Consider the following 17,357-nt stretch of genomic DNA (forward strand, 5'->3'; position numbering starts at 1 on the left):
ATGATAGATGCATCTGCGCTTGTGGCAGATAAACCACCTATTACCGGGGAGGTAGCAAAAACAGCAAGAGACAACGCAAAAGCCCTTGCCAATGGATTAGCCGCGCCACGCTCTTTTATTGAACTGCGTTTTGATGAAGACGACGTACTTGCCATAAGCGCCGCAGGCTCTCATTTGTTTGATAATACGAATGTAGCGCTCGCCTACAGCCCTAGCTTTGTGCAAGTGGGGGCCAGCAGCCGCATAAATTTAAAAATCACGTCACTGTATGTAAATGCTAGATGCGATATAACGCTAAACAATACCCAAAGCGAACTTAGCAGTTGCCGCTTAGGTGATTTAGTGATTCCGGCATTCGTAGTTAATGCGCTGATGAAAGCAGGCGTATGGTTACTCTTTGATAAAGAGGTAAGCAACACCGTTGACAATATGCTAGCGGGTCTTCGCTATGAAAACAGAGAACTGGTGCTCTTCGCTAATAAAAGTGCTGATTTGCGGGAACGAGTCAATCAGTCATTACGACAGGCATCTGGGGTCGCAAAAGTAGCGTTAAGTAATGACCTGCCGCCGCCTGAGCTTATTGATATTTATCTTGAGCGTTTGTATTCAACAGACTATCGCGGGCAGTCATTGCTCTTACCCATGACCGAACTTGCGCAATTAGCCTCGGTGAGAAGTTTAGATAACAGTCCGCAAGAGGAGAATGCCGCCTTGATCTGGGCGCTTGCTATTCGCTACGGCAGTGCTCGTTTCGCCCGACTGGCAAACGTAGATGACCCTGAAACCTCACTTGGCGTCCAGATTAGAGGCAGAGAAGACTTAGCACTGCATTTTTTGTATTCGGCCATACTCGAACAAGTGGGCAACGAAAGCCTGTCTTTTAATATCGGTGAGCTCAAAGAAGTCCTCGATAGCGGCAGTGGCGGCTCAGGCTTTAGCTTCGTTGACTTGGCCGCTGACAAAGCCGGCATCGCTTTTTCAAAGCGCTTAACTACCTCCTACGACGACGCGGTGAAGGCACAATCGCTGTTGGCTAATGCCAAATCCGAAATCGTGTTTTTTCCATTTACGCACGATTTACCGGAAGGATTTAGTGAAGCATCGTTTGCGCGCGTCTTTGGCGAGATGAATTCCCCGACTTATCAAAACATGGAGAGCACGATTGATACGCGCATCAGTAGCCTTCCTATCCACAACCCCATCCACAACAATAGACCGCTATTCACCCCACCAGCACTCAGTAAGGTAAGCGCAATCGACCAAGGAAAGTGGCTTAAAGTAGATACTCACATACACACTACCTACTCAGACGGTGCCAATTCAGTTGACGAAATCGCAGAGCAGGCATCCTCGTTTGGCTGTGATGTTATCGCAATCACCGATCACGGAGATAAGAATTTAAGCGGTGTTTTGTCTGATCAGTACTTTGCCGATATACAAAGAGCTAATGCTCGATTCCCTTATATGACCGTCATGGCCGGCTTTGAGTGGAATATCCCCCCGTTTAATGGCAGAGAACATGCAACCGTGCTGTTTGACCAGAGGCCATCTGATTTGCGCGCATTGGCTGAGTTTAGGCGTGATTTTGACCACTATAAACAACGCAGCACTCGGCATTTAAACATAGCCCCAGCTATGGCTGCTCTTAATGAATATTCTGCACAAGCTGCGCAAAAACCCGTGCTCATTTACAATCATCCCAGCCGAAAAGATGCCAGTATCGATGAGAACTTTTACGACTTATCTCAATGGCTTAGTATGTCTGACCTATTTATTGGCATGTCGGGGGCACCTGGCCATCAAGCAAAGCGAGCACAAGACAATGGCTCATATAATGAAACACTGCGCACGGAACACGGGTGGGACCCAGCTACTAGCAAAATAGGCGGCGTGTGGGACCAACTGCTGCAGGCAGGCTATCGAGTATTCGGCGCAAGGGCCGCGTCTGACTTCCATAATACCAACATGGACTATTGGCCCTGCCAATTCTCAAGCACGCACGTTTACAGCAACAGTATTTCGCCTTCAGACGTTTTAGCCGCTCTTCGCGCAGGTAAGGCCTGGGCCCAACACGGCAACTTTGTAAAATCGGTATCATTCTCAATTTCATCCAACATCAAAGGCATAGAAAGAAAGTTTGTTCCCGGTGAACATATGTCGATTAAGCAAGACCAAGCGCTCACTTTGTCGATTGAAATAGAGCTTAACAAAGCAGATTGGCAAGGCTTTGCAACAAGCCTCGATGATTTAAATCTTATCATTGTGCAAAGCAGCGCCATATCTAGTGTCTCACTTTTGCCAAACGCTACCCGTGATAACCATACATATAGCCTGCAATTGCCCTTTAATGTTGCTAAGGACCTTAAAGCAGTGCGTTTGCAGGGTCGAAGCATTCAGGCTGGCGAGCATCACTATCAGTTTATGACAAACCCCATATTTTTTACGGAGAAATAGTATGCAGATATCCAAGAGCGTAAAAATGCTGAGTAGTTTACTGGTCGTATGTTCAATAGTCGCTTGCTCTGATAAAGCGCCTCTAGAAGCTGTACCTGTAGATACCGGCAGCACTGTGATAGATGCAAAATATATCGACATAAAAGATGCGCATTTTAAGCCCCCAGTCTTTACAGAAATCGAGCTCGACATCGGTGTTCCCGCGGCTGCCGTGTGGGGCGCAACCGGAAGGGACAACGACGGCAGAATATATTTTGGTCTATCAACATATAAGGGCATACACGATACTGCTTTTTTAGCGCAATACGACCCAGCAACAGGCATCAGCACTGCACAGTCTGACACGCTGACTCAACTCAAACGCGCACGGCTATATGTTGATGGGATGAGCCAAAATAAACTGCACAGTAAGTTTTTTATGGCAGAAGATGGTTATTTATACTTCTCTAGTTTTGATGAAACCGGTGAGACCAGCACGCGAAATCCTATTTATGGCGGTAATTTATGGCGAAAGCTTCCAGATGATGAAAACTGGGAGCATTTGCTTGCAAGCGATGAGGCACTCATCGCAGTAAACGTGCACGGGCGTTATGTGTACGCATTAGGATATTGGGATCACGTATTGTATCAGTACGATACCATCACCCAGCGCAGTACAAAGCTTTCGATTGGCTCAGTACCCGGACACATATCACGTAATTTTTTGGTTAACCGCAAGGGTCATGTATTTGTCCCCCGCGTTGAACAACTCGCCAATGGCGAGAGCAGCACCGTATTAGTAGAGATAAGTCCATCGATGGCGATAAGCGATTTACATCCCATGAACGACTATCTAAATAAGGGCAACTTTGGTAGCCATGGGATAGTTGCCTATACCAATATGAAAAACGGCGATGCTTATTTTATCGCGGCAAGCGGTGGTTTGTATCATATAGTGGAAACAGCGACCGGGGGGCATGAGCTCAAATATTTAGGGAAATTTGAAGGACAATACGAAAATAGCTATATCGCAAGTCTATTTTCTCCCGACGGTGAATCCTTACTTGTTGGCCTAGGCAGAAATCAAGAAACCGATGGTTACTTTTGGTATATACGCGAGCTTAGCACCCAAGTTACCGTGAACTACCCCGTCGATACTATTCCTAAAAAAGACTATTTGCTTTATGGCTCAATCACCACAGACGATGAGGGCAATATGTATATAGTAGGTCGAGACGCAAGAAACCGCTCGCGCCACAGACCGGTTATTATTAAGGCGAGCTATACGCAATAAATTAGCTCAACGCTAGATGAGAGGCAGCGGCCCGCAACGAGTTCTAGCGGACGTCTTCCCGGTCCGCCTTAAATATCTGCTCCAGCTCTTGCCTTCCCTGTTCTGCGGTTTTAACTAGCCCCTCGAACTCAAGGTTTTCTGCTATGACCTTATCAAGCATTTTGCGGTCGTGCTTGGCAAAAATATCGACCATATTTTCAGACTGACCTTGCGTATATCCATATGCATGCAAGACCTCTCTGCAGGCCGTCAGACCCGCGTCGAACATTTCACGTACAAAACTGTCAATGCCTAGCTTTGCCAGCTCGGTGGCATGCATGCGGTCACGTGCTCGCGCGATAATCTTAATCGCGGGAAACTCTTCTTTTATCAACAGCGCAAGCTTTGTGATTTCTGCAGGGTCGTTAATTGCAATTAATACAACGCGCGCTTCTTGAATGCCCGACTTTTTAAGTAAATCGAGGCGAGTAGCGTCCCCATAAAAAACACGATTGCCAAAGCGTTTAACAAATTCAATGTGCTCGGCATCTTTGTCCATTGCGGTAAATGCAATGCCATTAGCCGCAAGCACCCGCGCGGTGATTTGCCCAAATCGCCCAAAGCCAGCAATAATCACCTGCGGCTCGTCGGAATCACGCTGATTGTCGTATACCGCGGGACAGTTTTTAGTGTTAAAAAATAATGAGTAAATAATGACTACCGGAGACGTCAGCGCCATCGACAGCCCAACAATTAAGTTAACCTGCCCTGCTACTTGGGCCTCGAGAACAGCATTGCCAACTGCCAGCGTCATAACCACAAAAGCAAATTCGCCGCCCTGTGATAGCATTAGCGCAATGCGCGTTGAGTCGGTATTCGACTGCTTATTCAGCCGTAAAATGGCATAAATAATCAGCGCTTTTACAAATACCAACAGCATACTCATCCCAATAATAAACATGGGCTGGGCAATCAATAGGCTTAAATCTAAGTTCATGCCTATGGCAATAAAGAATAAGCCCAATAACAAGCCCTTAAACGGCTCTATTTCAGTTTCTAGTTGATGCTTGAAGCTGCTTTCAGATAACAAAATACCGGCGATGAATGCACCCATGCCCATCGACAGGCCTGACGACGACATGGCCAGAGCGGTAACTAACACAATAAACAAGGCGGCGGCGGTCATCACCTCCGAGCTACCGTATCGCGCCACAACGCGTAAAAATGGATTTATTAAAAATCGTCCAATAACTAACACTGATACCACAACAAGCACCGATATATACCATGGCGGACCGGCATCGCCATTCACCGGAGCAAACGAAGCCACCAGCAATAAAATCGGAATAACGGCCACGTCTTGCATTAACAAGATTGAAAAGCCCTGCTGACCGGGTGGCGTTTTTAGTATTCGCTGCTCGTTCATTAACTGAATAGCAAACGCGGTGGAAGACAGTGCAAGCGCTAATCCAATGGTGATACTCATAGAGAGCGTCAGCGCAAACACAAAATAACAGAGCGCACCAATAATGAAGGCGCTAATGAGGAGCTGTGAACCGCCGCTAAACATTATCTGATTGCGCATACGCCAAAGTGTTTTTGGCTCAAGTTCGAGTCCAATCACAAACAGCAGCAAAACAACGCCAAGTTCAGCAAAATGTAAAATGGTGTAAGGGTCGTCAATGAAGTTTAGAGCAGATGGACCAATGATAATGCCCGCTATCAAATACCCTAGAATACTGCCGAGTTTAAGTTTTTTGAAAAGCGGCACTGCAATTAATGTAGCGCCTAAAAATATGGCAACCGACCCGAGCAAACTCATAACTATCCTTATGTGCAAAATCAGTCATAAGTGTAGCGTGCTTTACCAAGGCCGGATAGTCGAGATTAAGGCGATTATTTAATCTTCGCTAAAAAATCAGCGCTGAGTTTTCCTGCTCCCCAGATGACATTGGCCAATAACATCAAGCCCCATACATAATGCAAGTATAGCGCTGCAGCAGGAATATCTTCTAGGCTGATCACGGCCACGTAATTCACAATAAACAAGCCAACAGCGGCTTTACGTGTAAATAAGCCTAAAGCAAGCAAAACAGGTAACACAAGCTCTCCGGCAGTAGCAAGGTAAGCGGCACTGACGTGGTCTAACACAGGAACGGCATACTCATATTCAAACAGCAATAGAGTCGACTCCCAATCGTTTAGCTTAGTCAGGCCCGACTTGAAGAAGACCCATGCTACGTATAAGCGCGCGGCAAGCAGGGCTGGGATGTCTAAATGCTGTGTTAAACCAAATATTTTGTTATATAAACCAATCAGTTTGTTCATGTTTTTTTATTCCATAAGTAAGTAGCGCGGTGCCACTAAATTAGTTATGAGAGCGTAGGCCATAAATTCGTTTTTGCATGATTTGCTCACTTAACCAAGCCTGTAAATGGTCTACTTGGTCGGTAAAATGGGCAAAAATATCGGCAACGCTCCGCTTGTTTTGTAGTTGCTGAAAAACTATCGCATCGTGGTCATTTAGGCTTAGCATTTCAGCTTTATAGTCAGGACGCCACAGCATAATAGACCGAGGTGTGTCCAAATTTATTGCATCACTTATGGATTTATTTAACTGCTGAATAAATTGATCGCGTGTCGCCCCAGCAACGCGAAGTTCTGCATCGTGCGCCAGCCGGTATAGCTGCTCCACTGGGAAGAAAAATTTAGCCAGCGTGAATCCTGGCGCTAGTTCAAATTCCAATGCCGCCGGATTTTGCTCATTAAGCAGAGCAAAAGACTCTGCATCAAATGTTTTGTCGGCTTTTCGGCTCACTTGATGTAACAGCCAATCAAGCTCGGCAACTTCGCTCAAATAAGGCAGGGCGCTCACTTGCTCTTGTCGCATCAAAAAATCAGCGAGGCCATCACCATAATCCGCCCAATCAAATTCCGTTTTGATATCTGATAACAAATATGCCCGCGCCAGCGCACGAAAATCACCCTCATCCATTAAGTGGGCAAGCGTAGGAAAGGTAATCGATAGCGCTCTAATTCCGTTTTCAACAAAGTTATTATGATAAATCTGCACGCCAGGCAAGCGGTGCGATGACGCAGACGGATTAAAAATATCGTCGATGAGTTGTTTTTGATAATCCAAGGTGCATTCCTAACTGTTTGGCATAGCGGTGGGTGAGCGCGTAGACCTCATAAAGGCTTGGCGATTGCGCGCGCAATGGCTGTCTGTTCAAGCAGAACCGACCATTCAGGTAAATTATTATCCCACTCGACCAGCGTTGGCACATTTTTAAATAGCGAGCATGCTTCTTTGTAAATATCCCAACATTGTTTTGATACCGCTTGGCCGTGGTCATCAATAATAAAGCCCGCAACCTGCTGCTCGCTAAAACCTGCCAGATGAATTTCACCCACAAGTTCACTAGGAAGCGCTTTCATTTTTTCTATCACGTGATCCACTACCCTATCGGTCTTTTGATTAAGGGCATTGACGATGAGGTTATTGATATCGAGCAGTAATCCGCAGCCTGCAGATTTGCACATTTGAATTAAAAATTCAGTTTCATCCATGCTGTCTATCGCAAGCTCACTTAGCGCTGAAGGGGCAACGTATGCCGATAGATTTTCAATTAAAATAGGCTGTTTAATCGCATCTTGCACTTGCTGAATATTGCTTACAATCTGCTCTAACGATTCATTATTATAGGCAATGGGAAGCAGGTCACCCGTATGGTAAACGCTGTTATTGAAGGCGGCACGGTTAAAACATAAATGCTCTGAAACTAACATCGCCTCTGTGTAAGAAACTAAATCTACAAATTGCTGCAGGGTTGAAGCTGGTAGGCCTACCGCTGACCCAAGCCCCAATGAGGTGCCATGGACACTGATGGGATATTTTTCTTTTACATCGCTTAACAATGCGCGGGTAATGCCGCCGCGTGCAAAAAAATTCTCTGCGTGCACTTCAACAAAATCCACCGGCGATGATGCATTTTGATGCGCTAGGGCGTCATCATAATGTAAATGACGAAGCCCGAGACCTATACAGGCATCGGGCTTCGGTTCATGCTTAAAAGCTAACATCTAGTGTACTGCGGTCTAGCTGTTTTTCTTTGCCTGCATTTTTTCAAAAATTTCTTTTGCTTCTTTACGGTCGTAACCGCCAAGTTCTTTACATGTACCGCCCGGTACTAGGCGCCATTCGCCAATATCGTTATCAACAGTAGACTGACCTGCACAGCTGTGAGTGCCGGCTAAGTTACCGCAATCATTTTGACCTGCAGGTGAAATACCGTAGCATTTCTCTTTCTTTTTACTTGCTGCTTCAACGGCGTTAGATACACCAACACTTAGTACAGTAGCAAGAGCAGCGGCAACAGCGATATTCGTTTTCATAGTAATTTCCTTTATTAAGGTAGTAGCATTTAATTACCCAGCCATGCGTTGTTTATTGCGCTAGGCGTTTAGTAATCTTAGTAGTGTATTAAACCGGCGCAAGTCTTATTTTCTTTCACCGGCAATTAAAATAAATTAAAAAATAAATGGTTTTTATTGGTTATTCGGCAAACTTAAGCGGTGTTATAGCTCCGACACCGACTTGTTTTCAATATCTAACCATATTGCATTACCCGACTCAATATTACCAATACGGTCTTTATTCCATACATTTTGAGCACCTGAGTTCAAGTTAAGATAAAGCTTACCGTCAACAACCGCCCATGCATTTGGGTCAATGTCGTATTTCTTCTCTTGCGTTACTCCAAAGGCACAGTAGCCGCCATATTGAGGCGCATATTTTGCAGGCGTGCCTTCAAACAATGCTTTGTGCTCAGCACTCTCAAACTGATAGATTGCGCCGTTATATTCCGCGCTAAACTGCTGTGAACCTAACACCGGTTTTGCATCTGTAAAATAAGCGACAGGGTCGTAACCTTTTATGGCGACGCGATTTTCGTCAACGTTTACCGCCTCAATAGACGAGTTGGCTTGGCTTGGGATGAGTCCGCATGAACTCAGCGTAAACGCTAGGACGATTGCAAAAACGCTTAATAATTTAGATGACATTTGATAGCTTCCTTTTTACTTATTACGATTGTCTTAATATGTTAGGCAGATTAATATCTGGCTGATTAAGGGTTCGACTGATTAAGGTTTGACTGACCAGGGCGTATACGTATTGCGTATATTGTTTTGCAGCAAGGTCAGCACTCACTTATAAGACCTGAGTAATGAAAAAAACTATTCAAATTATTTTTTATCAGTTTGACTCACAGACGATTCGCCTAGCAATTGCTCGGCTTTACTTGCATCTATCGGCTTGCTAACCAAATACCCTTGAAAAATATCTGCGCCTAAAGATTTAATCGTCTCATAGGCAAATGTTGTCTCAACGCCCTCTGCCGACACTTTTAAATCCATAGAAGATGCAAGGGCCACAATCGCCTTCGTAATTTTGGTGTCTTTGCTGTTTTCAGACAAATCATCGATAAAGCTTTTATCAATTTTTAAGATGTCGAAGGGATAGTTTTGCAAATAGCTAAGAGAAGAGTATCCAGTGCCAAAATCATCAAGGGCTAGCTTAATTCCAAATTCGCGCACATCATTAAGAATAAGCTTTACCTTCTCAGGTTTGTCGATGATCACGCTTTCAGTAATCTCCATAACAAGGTGGCGTGGATTGACGCCATGCGTCTGGCAGCAATCTTTTATACCCTGTAAAAATCCGGCTTGTAACAGCTCTTTAGCTGACACATTAAACGCGATGTAGCCGTCCTGTGGAAAGCATCCGTCGGCCTGCCACTGAGCAAGTTGACAACAGCATTCATTTATAACCCAGCGACCCACGTCGATAATCATGCCGGTCTCTTCCAAAATGGGGATAAACTCATCGGGGAAGATTAAACAGCCATTGTCATCATAAAAACGTACCAAGGCCTCAAATCCAACAACCCGTTTATTCTCAATATGACAAATAGGCTGGTAATAAAGTGCATACTGACTATTGCTTTTATCAGCCCTGAGCAGCGTAAGGATATTGAGACGTTTTTCGGTGCCAAGGGCTAAGGTCTCATCAAAAATTTGGAAATTGTTTTTCCCTTCTCGTTTTGCGCTATACAGAGCCGAGTCAGCGTTTTTCAATAGCGTGTCAGGGTCGCTGTTTTCAAAGCGCCCTTGAGCGATGCCCAAGCTGGTAGTCACAAATATTTCATGCTCTCCAATCCGGTAGGGCTCAGCAATGTGTTGAATAATTTTTTCAGCGACAGTAACAATTTCGGTGATATGTTCATCTTTGCCCAGCAAAATAACAAACTCATCCCCGCCAAACCTAGCGACGGTGTCGTTTCGACGCAACAGGTTAGTCAGTCTTTCAGAGATTTTTTGCAACAACACGTCGCCTACATCGTGACCTAAGCTGTCGTTTACATCTTTAAATCCATCAATATCTAGAAAAAACAAAGAAACGATGGAGTTTTCGCGCTCAGAGATATAAAAGGCCTGCTGCAGTCTATCTTGCAGCAGCATTCTGTTGGCCAAACCGGTCAGAACGTCGTACTCGGCAACCTGTCGCAGTTTTTCTTGAATAAGATGCGATTCTGTTACGTCAGAAAACGTCGCTAAAAAACCTTCAACCTGGTCGTTGCTATCGACTAACACACGAGAGTTAAAGTCGAACCATTTTATGCCCGTTAATGGATTGACCAAACGTAACTGCTGATGGTGGTCGGTAACATTTTTTAAGCTGTTTTCAAGAGACTCTAGCAACTCTTTTATATCCTCCATGTGTATAGAGTTTATCCAACTTGGTCCGTCGACATCCTTAAGCCGGACACCGGTAAACTCAGCCCACTTTTCGTTGGCAAACGCACAATTCCATTTCTCGTCAACTTTTAGTATTGCCACGGGAAGAAGTTGAGTTAGCGCTTCTAGTTGCTGAGAGTCTTGCTTATGCTGCTCGGCAGCGGCGACAAATTCGGTGATATCCTGAATTTGCAGGGTGGTGTATCGCTGGTTATCATGCAAGTACCTAAACACCGTAAGCTCAATTAGGCACTCGGTATCGTCTAAACGATTAGCTTTAATGTTTTTCCAAACGTGCGGAGACTGGGCATGTGCCTCTGCGCCATACATAGCCTGCTGTTTAGACCATTTAAACAAGTTCGCATATTCGGGGATAAGACTATGAATACCCACATTCTTCAGTGCAATACCCTCATCATATAAGTCGGTTTTCCCGCGAAACATGTCAAAGGCGCTAGGATTACTTAAAATAATATTATGATGCTCGTCGACCACCAAAATACCCACCGGAGAGGACGCAAAGAGGCTGCTCAAATAACGCGTATCTGCAATTTTGTGGTCGAGGCCTACAAAGCTGCCGGTGACCGTTTCAGCGCTTTGAATAATGCAGGTAATTGCGCCAAGTAAAGGGCGTAAATGATTTAAATCGGCACCACTAAACTTACCTTGTTTTTTTGCCATCACAAAAATTGCGCGTAGTTGCTGGTGAATCAACACCGGCAAAACCATGATTGCGCTAGTACTAATATCGGCTTTAATTAAAGATGCGCTGCCTGTTGAATACGGTGCATTATAAAAAATAGGCCGCGTTAAGCTGTTTGCAACATTGACCCACGTTACCAAGCAGCCATCGTTTACAAATTTACGTGAACCGATTTTATAAGTGGAATATAGCGGGCTGTGAGCCTGTATGGGAGCAGATGCGGCTGCGTTTGACGTAAAAACAGCTGCATAATCACTTTTTGATATGCTAGCAATATACTCTAGCATCAGAGTGAATACCGACCCGGAAGCATTTGGGTCAAACAGCAAGTCTTGTATCGCGTTAATAGCTTCTCTGATATCGTCGGCGTGTCTGCGGTTTTGCAAGTTTGTTACTCTTTGTAGCGTTTCTGTATCAATAATAGAATCAAAATAATCGGACAGACGGCGGAAACTTAAAGCGCTGCCTTGAACATTACACTTCATATTTAGCGCTAGATTTTTCAGTTTTTCACATTCTGTGCTATCTTAATTTCTACTGATTACAATAGCCAAAAACATTATACTTTTGTCTATAAAATACTGATTTAGAAGTATTTTTTATTGAGATTATCAACATATGCAAGAGACGTCAAAGATTCAGCAAGCTCCTAGTGATTTTAAACCACCAACGCACTTTATTGGCATTGGCGCGTCTGCAGGTGGACTCGAGGCACTGCAGCTATTGCTGAAAAACCTGCCCACTAAAACTGGAGCTTGCTTTGTCATTGTGCAGCACTTATCTCCCGACTTTAAAAGTATGATGGTAGAGCTACTGAGCAAGCACACTAGCATGACCGTAGAGAACGTGCAGGATGGCGTGCTTGCCAAGCCTAACACCATTTATTTACTGCCCCCTAAAAAGAGCATGATTGTTGCCCAAGGCGAGCTTTTGCTGTCTGACAAAGTACCCGACGCGGGTCTTAGCCTCCCTATAGATGTATTTTTTAGGTCGCTCTCAGAAGATCAGCAATACCGTGCCATTGGTATTGTTTTATCTGGCACCGGTACCGACGGTAGTCGAGGAATTAAAGCATTAAAAGAGGCAGGAGCCTTGGTCATTGCCCAAGACCCAGAAAGTGCGAAGTTTGACGGCATGCCCAATAGCGCAATCAACACCGGCATTGTAGACATGATTCTGCGCCCAGAGGATATGGGAGAAAAGCTCGCAGAATATATTAAGCACCCGCTCGTTAGCGGCGATGCGCCCACATTATCAGAAGATATAGAAGGCAGTCAGGATGTAATGGGCGAAATTTTTACCCTGCTGCGTGACAAGAGCGACATAGATTTTTCTAAATATAAACCGTCGACCATTGCTAGGCGCATCGAAAGACGCATGACGATACAACAGGTTAATTCGCTGCACGAATACCTCACGCTCTTATTTAAAGACCCACACGAGGTCAGTATTCTGGGCAAGGAACTGTTAATAGGTGTGACACGATTTTTTAGAGATGACGAAGCTTTTAATGTCATGCGCGAAAAAGTGATCCCCAACATCGTTGAACAGTCAAAAAATACGGGCTTAATACGCGTTTGGGTGGCGGCCTGCTCAACGGGAGAAGAGGCGTATTCTATTGCCATATTGCTGCAGGATGAACTTAGCAAACAGGGCATAAACAGAGACGTCAAGATTTTTGCGACCGATATCAACTCAGACGCAATAAGCGAGGCCAGTTCCGGTGTGTACAGTGACGAAATTATTCATGACGTAGACAGCGCTTTTTTACCCAAATACTTCAGCAAAAGAAGCGCCGGTGGCTATCAAATTACGCAGCAGATACGCAATATGGTGGTGTTTGCCACACACAACATGATTGTTGACCCGCCATTTTCAAATATTGATTTGCTTACCTGCAGAAATGTCCTTATTTATTTTAAAACAGCGGCACAAAAGCGCGTTATGTCGTCTTTTCACTTTGCTCTGAATAAAACAGGTTATCTATTTTTAGGCTCGTCTGAGAATTTAGGGGAGCTAGCGCCTCACTTTACCGTAGTGAATGACCGCCAGAGAATATTCACAAAAATAAGCGATAAACGCCTCCCGGTAAATACAGATACTACAAACGCAAGCGCTGGCAAAAGAGTCCGTGGAGCCATCCCGTCTGTAGCCAGTTTGATGAAAAGCTACAGAGGTCAGGCTTCATCGGTGGCGACAATCAGTTTCGCAAACGAAACATTGATTACCCAATATGTTCCGCCGTGCATTTTACTCAATGATGAGCTTCAAGCCATGCATGTTTATGGCGACGTAAGCCCGTTTACGCAGCGACTGCCACCGGGGCGCATCAGCACCGACATAAACGATATGGTCAATCCAGATATAAGCATCGCGGTCATGTCGGCAATTCAGCGCGCCAAACAACAAGACACTGAGGTGTTTTACAGCGATATGCACACTAACGGTTCTGCGGGAATATTTCGCTTGAACCTCCGGGTGAAGTACGTCAAAGAGCACGATATTCCAAGTGCGCCTAGGTATTACTGGGTGATTTTTGAGGTGCAAAAAGACGCCGATGAAAACGCCCCTATCCCGGTTGCATTTGACCCTAACGAGCAGGCTCGACAGCGTATTGAAGATTTGGAAATGGAGCTGAAGTTCAGCAAAGAGAATCTTCAAGTGACAGTAGAAGAACTCGAGACAACCAACGAAGAATTGCAGTCGGCTAACGAAGAGCTAATGTCGGCGAATGAAGAGTTACAAAGTACCAACGAAGAGCTGCAGTCGGTCAACGAAGAGCTCTACACGGTGAACTCCGAATACCAAGAAAAGATAACCGAAATTTCGCAGGCAAATGGTGATCTAGATGAAGTGCTCAGTTTATCGAAAATCGGCATCATCTTTTTAGACGAAAACATGCTGATACGCCGCTACACCGAAGCGGTTAAAGCCTATGTGAATTTGCGCGAGCATGATTTGAATCGTCCGCTGCACCATATTTCTAAAAATATTCGCTACGATGATATGCTCGAAGATGTTAGCAAGGTTTTTGAAACAGGCGAGCAAATTGAAAAAGAAATCAAGCTCAGCTACAAAAAGGTTTTGCGGGTAACCATAAATCCTTATAACTACGATACCGTTTCACAACTAAAAGGCATTGCCATTGTGTTTGCAGACGTTTCGCAGGTTAAGTATACGGAGCTTGGCATGTCAGCGGCGTATAAACATTTGCGCTCTAGCATTAACAATGCCTTAGATATGCTCGACAATCACACCTTTCAAAGTCCATTAAGCGTGCTGCTGCTCGACGACAGTGAAACCCAGTTAGCGATTTGGACGGCGCAGATAGATGAAATTCAGAGCTATGAGGTGAGAACCTATCAAAGTGCCACGATTGAAGAGGCACTCGCGCTCATTGAAAAATACCATATTGACGTTTGCATCAGTGACTTTTACTTAAAAGACGAGACGGCTATAGACTTTATTGACGCGCTGAGAGCCGCCAAGCTCGACCTGCCTATTATTGTTGCAACAGGTGATATGGACGAGAGCCTTAATCCGCTTCTGTTCTCTCACGGCGCACTCGACCTAATAGACAAGGTAGATATTAACCCGGCACTGCTTGACAGAAGCATTCGCTATGCAATTCGCCGTAAGCAAATTGATGCGCAAATTGAGGGACTTATCCCTGATTCAGTGGACAAGATTAAGGCTTCAGATAAGTAGAGCACCCTGTCAAGCTGATAAGCAGCGCCGATAAGTAACACAGATAAAGGCGCAAATACTTAGCAAAGATGCATAGCATCGACACCTAACATCGATTCCTAACACGGATTAGCCGCACAAACAGTAAAGTAGATAATAAGCATATTATCTACTTTTTTTGTGCGCTTTTCTCTTTATAAAATGCGAACAGTTATCATTTGCATTTGTATTAGTGTTTTTGTAGTATCTGCGCACCATATACACGTAATACAAAAAAACACACTTTATATGAATACTAAATACACCTTACAAACCCTCTGCTTATCTAGCCTTTTTATCTTGAACATTCCCTTTGATGCAGTCGCTGAACTGGATGACAGCGATATTGAAAAAATCATCGTTACAGGCAGCTATTTGCAAGGTTACAATGCACACAGCGCAAGCGGTGCCTCAAGAATGGAGTTGGCTATTCGTGATATTCCCCAGTCGGTATCGGTTATTTCGAACGCCCAAATTCAAGACTTTCAGCTTACCGATATTAATGTAGCCCTTGATACCGCTACTGGGGTAAATGTAGAACGCATTGAAACAGACCGCACCTATTACACAGCGCGTGGGTTTGATATTACGAACTTTCAGATTGACGGAATTGGCCTACCGTTGCAGTCGGGCAATAATCATGCGGGAGATGATACCGCGGTGTATGACCGCATCGAGATCATTCGAGGTGCAAACGGTTTGATGACCGGTGTAGGTAATCCCTCGGCTACGGTCAACTACATAAGGAAACGTCCGGGCAACAGCAACGACTTGCAGCTACGAGGCACCATTGGCGATGACGAACTATACCGCATTGAAGCTGATGGCTCGTATCAGTTTAACAACACCTTCTCGGCTCGCGCAGTGCTGGTAAACCAAGACCAAGAATCTTACTTAGACCGATACAGCCGCAAAAACCAAGTCGCCTATGTGTTTGTAAACGCTAACTTAAGCGACACTACCGAGTTATCGTTCAGCCATATGTATAACAATAGCGATGCAAACGGCAATTTATGGGGAGCGCTTCCGCTTTTTTATACCGACGGCACGCCAACTAACTATGCGCGCAGCACGAGTACCTCAGCCGACTGGTCAAATTGGCAAGTGGTCACCAATAATTCTGTGCTTGAACTCAACCATCAGTTAAGCACCGACTGGCGATTACGAGCGACTTATTCGCAAAAACGCACTGACGAAGACAGCGAACTATTTTATGTGTTCGGCACACCCGACCGAGAAACAGAGCTAGGGCTGACAGGCTACGCAAGTGAGTATTTGCTGGATGACAAACACGACCTATACGATGTATACATAGACGGTAATTTTTCGCTTTTCGGACGCGAACATCAACTCGTTGCAGGCCTTAACTATTCGAGTCTTAGCTACACCGACCGCTCGCTTTATGACTTCAGTACTGGTAACGGATTTCCTCCGATTGAAAACCTCAACACGTGGCAAGGCAACGCCGTATTCCCTACCTTGACAGACGGTGAAAGCGGCAGTGACGTTGAGCAAAAGCAAAAGGCGGTTTATTTCACTGGTCGCTTTAATATTATCGACGGCCTATATGTGATGGCCGGCGGTCGGTACAACGATTGGGAGGCTCAAGGAGAGTCCTACGGTGTAGACCGTGATGTGAGCGACTCAGACTTTATCCCCTACGCAGGCATAGTGTACGCAATTACCGAAGATATTAACGCCTACGCAAGCTATACCGAAACCTTCCAAGCGCAAAACGAGCTTGATATCAACAATGAGCAGCTCGACCCTGTTGTAGGCAAAAGCCAAGAAGTCGGGCTAAAGGTCAGTATTTTTGATGATGCCGCCGTGGTCAGCTTGACCTATTTTGACGTTCAGCAAACTAATCTTGCGATATTAGACCCTAGCACCTCTGCTTTGCCGCCCACAGAGCAGCGTTTTGTAGGCAGTGAAGGTATTAGCAGTCATGGCTTTGAGATGGATATTGCCGGAGAAGTGATAGACAACCTCAACCTGAGTTTAGGCATTACCGATTTTACCATTACCGGGGAACAACTCGTGGCAGACTACACGCCAAACACCATGGTTAAACTGGGAGCTGTGTACGACCTTGTGCAGCTTGAAGGGCTCTCTATCGGTCTAAACGTGTGCTGGCAGAGTGATATATCTCGCAATCAGGGCGCGGTCGCCGAAGGTTTTGCCAACGCTGGGCAAGATATCATTACGCGCCAAGAAGCTTATGCCATAACCGACCTGTTGGTAAAATATCAAATAAACGAGGACATAGCGCTCAACTTCAATGTGTTTAACGTAAGTGACGAAAAGTATCTGACCAGTCTCTATTGGGCGCAGTCTTTTTATGGCGCACCGCGCAGATTCAGTGCAACGCTATCGTGGGCATTTTGACAATGCACCATAACGTTATATCTCATATCAATACAGGAA

General features: G+C 45.1%; 11 protein-coding genes. 4 read left to right on the forward strand and 7 right to left on the reverse strand.

The window, feature by feature from the left end; genetic code table 11:
- Positions 1-2,454: a CehA/McbA family metallohydrolase gene (locus ACFO4O_RS08435; RefSeq protein WP_382407374.1), complete on the forward strand. Its 2,454-nt coding sequence runs from the start codon at positions 1-3 to the stop codon at positions 2,452-2,454.
- 1 nt (position 2,455) lies between these two features.
- Positions 2,456-3,727, forward strand: a complete 1,272-nt coding sequence (locus ACFO4O_RS08440; protein WP_382407376.1) for a hypothetical protein — start codon at positions 2,456-2,458, stop codon at positions 3,725-3,727.
- Positions 3,728-3,770: 43 nt separating this feature from the next.
- Here the strand turns inward: ACFO4O_RS08440 and ACFO4O_RS08445 are convergent, their stop codons facing one another.
- From ACFO4O_RS08445 to ACFO4O_RS08475, 7 genes are all read right to left on the reverse strand, one after another.
- The gene (locus tag ACFO4O_RS08445; protein WP_382407378.1) at positions 3,771-5,528 is read right to left on the reverse strand and encodes a monovalent cation:proton antiporter-2 (CPA2) family protein; all 1,758 of its coding nucleotides are present in this window, start codon (positions 5,526-5,528) and stop codon (positions 3,771-3,773) included.
- Positions 5,529-5,602: 74 nt separating this feature from the next.
- Entirely contained in the window at positions 5,603-6,034 is a 432-nt protein-coding gene (locus ACFO4O_RS08450; RefSeq protein WP_382407380.1) for a DoxX family protein, read from the reverse strand.
- Positions 6,035-6,074: 40 nt separating this feature from the next.
- A complete protein-coding gene (locus ACFO4O_RS08455) occupies positions 6,075-6,848 on the reverse strand; it encodes an HvfC/BufC family peptide modification chaperone (protein WP_382407382.1) in 774 nt (257 codons plus the stop codon).
- 47 nt (positions 6,849-6,895) lie between these two features.
- Positions 6,896-7,789 (reverse strand): MbnB/TglH/ChrH family RiPP precursor modification enzyme, encoded by an 894-nt coding sequence (locus ACFO4O_RS08460; RefSeq protein ID WP_382407384.1) that lies wholly within the window; start codon positions 7,787-7,789, stop codon positions 6,896-6,898.
- A gap of 15 nt (positions 7,790-7,804) precedes the next feature.
- Positions 7,805-8,101, reverse strand: coding sequence for a BufA1 family periplasmic bufferin-type metallophore (locus ACFO4O_RS08465; RefSeq protein WP_382407386.1), 297 nt, complete (start codon positions 8,099-8,101; stop codon positions 7,805-7,807).
- A gap of 183 nt (positions 8,102-8,284) precedes the next feature.
- The gene (locus tag ACFO4O_RS08470; RefSeq protein WP_382407388.1) at positions 8,285-8,770 is read right to left on the reverse strand and encodes a YHS domain-containing (seleno)protein; all 486 of its coding nucleotides are present in this window, start codon (positions 8,768-8,770) and stop codon (positions 8,285-8,287) included.
- A gap of 183 nt (positions 8,771-8,953) precedes the next feature.
- A complete protein-coding gene (locus ACFO4O_RS08475) occupies positions 8,954-11,692 on the reverse strand; it encodes a sensor domain-containing protein (RefSeq protein WP_382407389.1) in 2,739 nt (912 codons plus the stop codon).
- Positions 11,693-11,825: 133 nt separating this feature from the next.
- On the opposite strand from ACFO4O_RS08475, the gene ACFO4O_RS08480 reads away from it, so the two are divergent.
- Positions 11,826-14,915, forward strand: coding sequence for a chemotaxis protein CheB (locus tag ACFO4O_RS08480; protein WP_382407390.1), 3,090 nt, complete (start codon positions 11,826-11,828; stop codon positions 14,913-14,915).
- Between the two features lie 267 nt (positions 14,916-15,182).
- Positions 15,183-17,318, forward strand: coding sequence for a TonB-dependent siderophore receptor (locus ACFO4O_RS08485; RefSeq protein ID WP_382407392.1), 2,136 nt, complete (start codon positions 15,183-15,185; stop codon positions 17,316-17,318).
- Positions 17,319-17,357: the final 39 nt, after the last annotated feature.

Origin of the sequence: Glaciecola siphonariae (assembly GCF_042652645.1) — a bacterium.
Lineage (GTDB): Bacteria > Pseudomonadota > Gammaproteobacteria > Enterobacterales > Alteromonadaceae > Glaciecola > Glaciecola siphonariae.

Coding starts and splice junctions, on each gene's coding strand:
- ACFO4O_RS08435 (WP_382407374.1), top strand. CDS start 1: ATGATAGATGCATCTGCGCTTGTGGCAGATAAACCACCTATTACCGGG.
- ACFO4O_RS08440 (WP_382407376.1), top strand. CDS start 2,456: ATGCAGATATCCAAGAGCGTAAAAATGCTGAGTAGTTTACTGGTCGTA.
- ACFO4O_RS08445 (WP_382407378.1), bottom strand. CDS start 5,528: ATGAGTTTGCTCGGGTCGGTTGCCATATTTTTAGGCGCTACATTAATT.
- ACFO4O_RS08450 (WP_382407380.1), bottom strand. CDS start 6,034: ATGAACAAACTGATTGGTTTATATAACAAAATATTTGGTTTAACACAG.
- ACFO4O_RS08460 (WP_382407384.1), bottom strand. CDS start 7,789: ATGTTAGCTTTTAAGCATGAACCGAAGCCCGATGCCTGTATAGGTCTC.
- ACFO4O_RS08465 (WP_382407386.1), bottom strand. CDS start 8,101: ATGAAAACGAATATCGCTGTTGCCGCTGCTCTTGCTACTGTACTAAGT.
- ACFO4O_RS08470 (WP_382407388.1), bottom strand. CDS start 8,770: ATGTCATCTAAATTATTAAGCGTTTTTGCAATCGTCCTAGCGTTTACG.
- ACFO4O_RS08475 (WP_382407389.1), bottom strand. CDS start 11,692: ATGAAGTGTAATGTTCAAGGCAGCGCTTTAAGTTTCCGCCGTCTGTCC.
- ACFO4O_RS08480 (WP_382407390.1), top strand. CDS start 11,826: ATGCAAGAGACGTCAAAGATTCAGCAAGCTCCTAGTGATTTTAAACCA.
- ACFO4O_RS08485 (WP_382407392.1), top strand. CDS start 15,183: ATGAATACTAAATACACCTTACAAACCCTCTGCTTATCTAGCCTTTTT.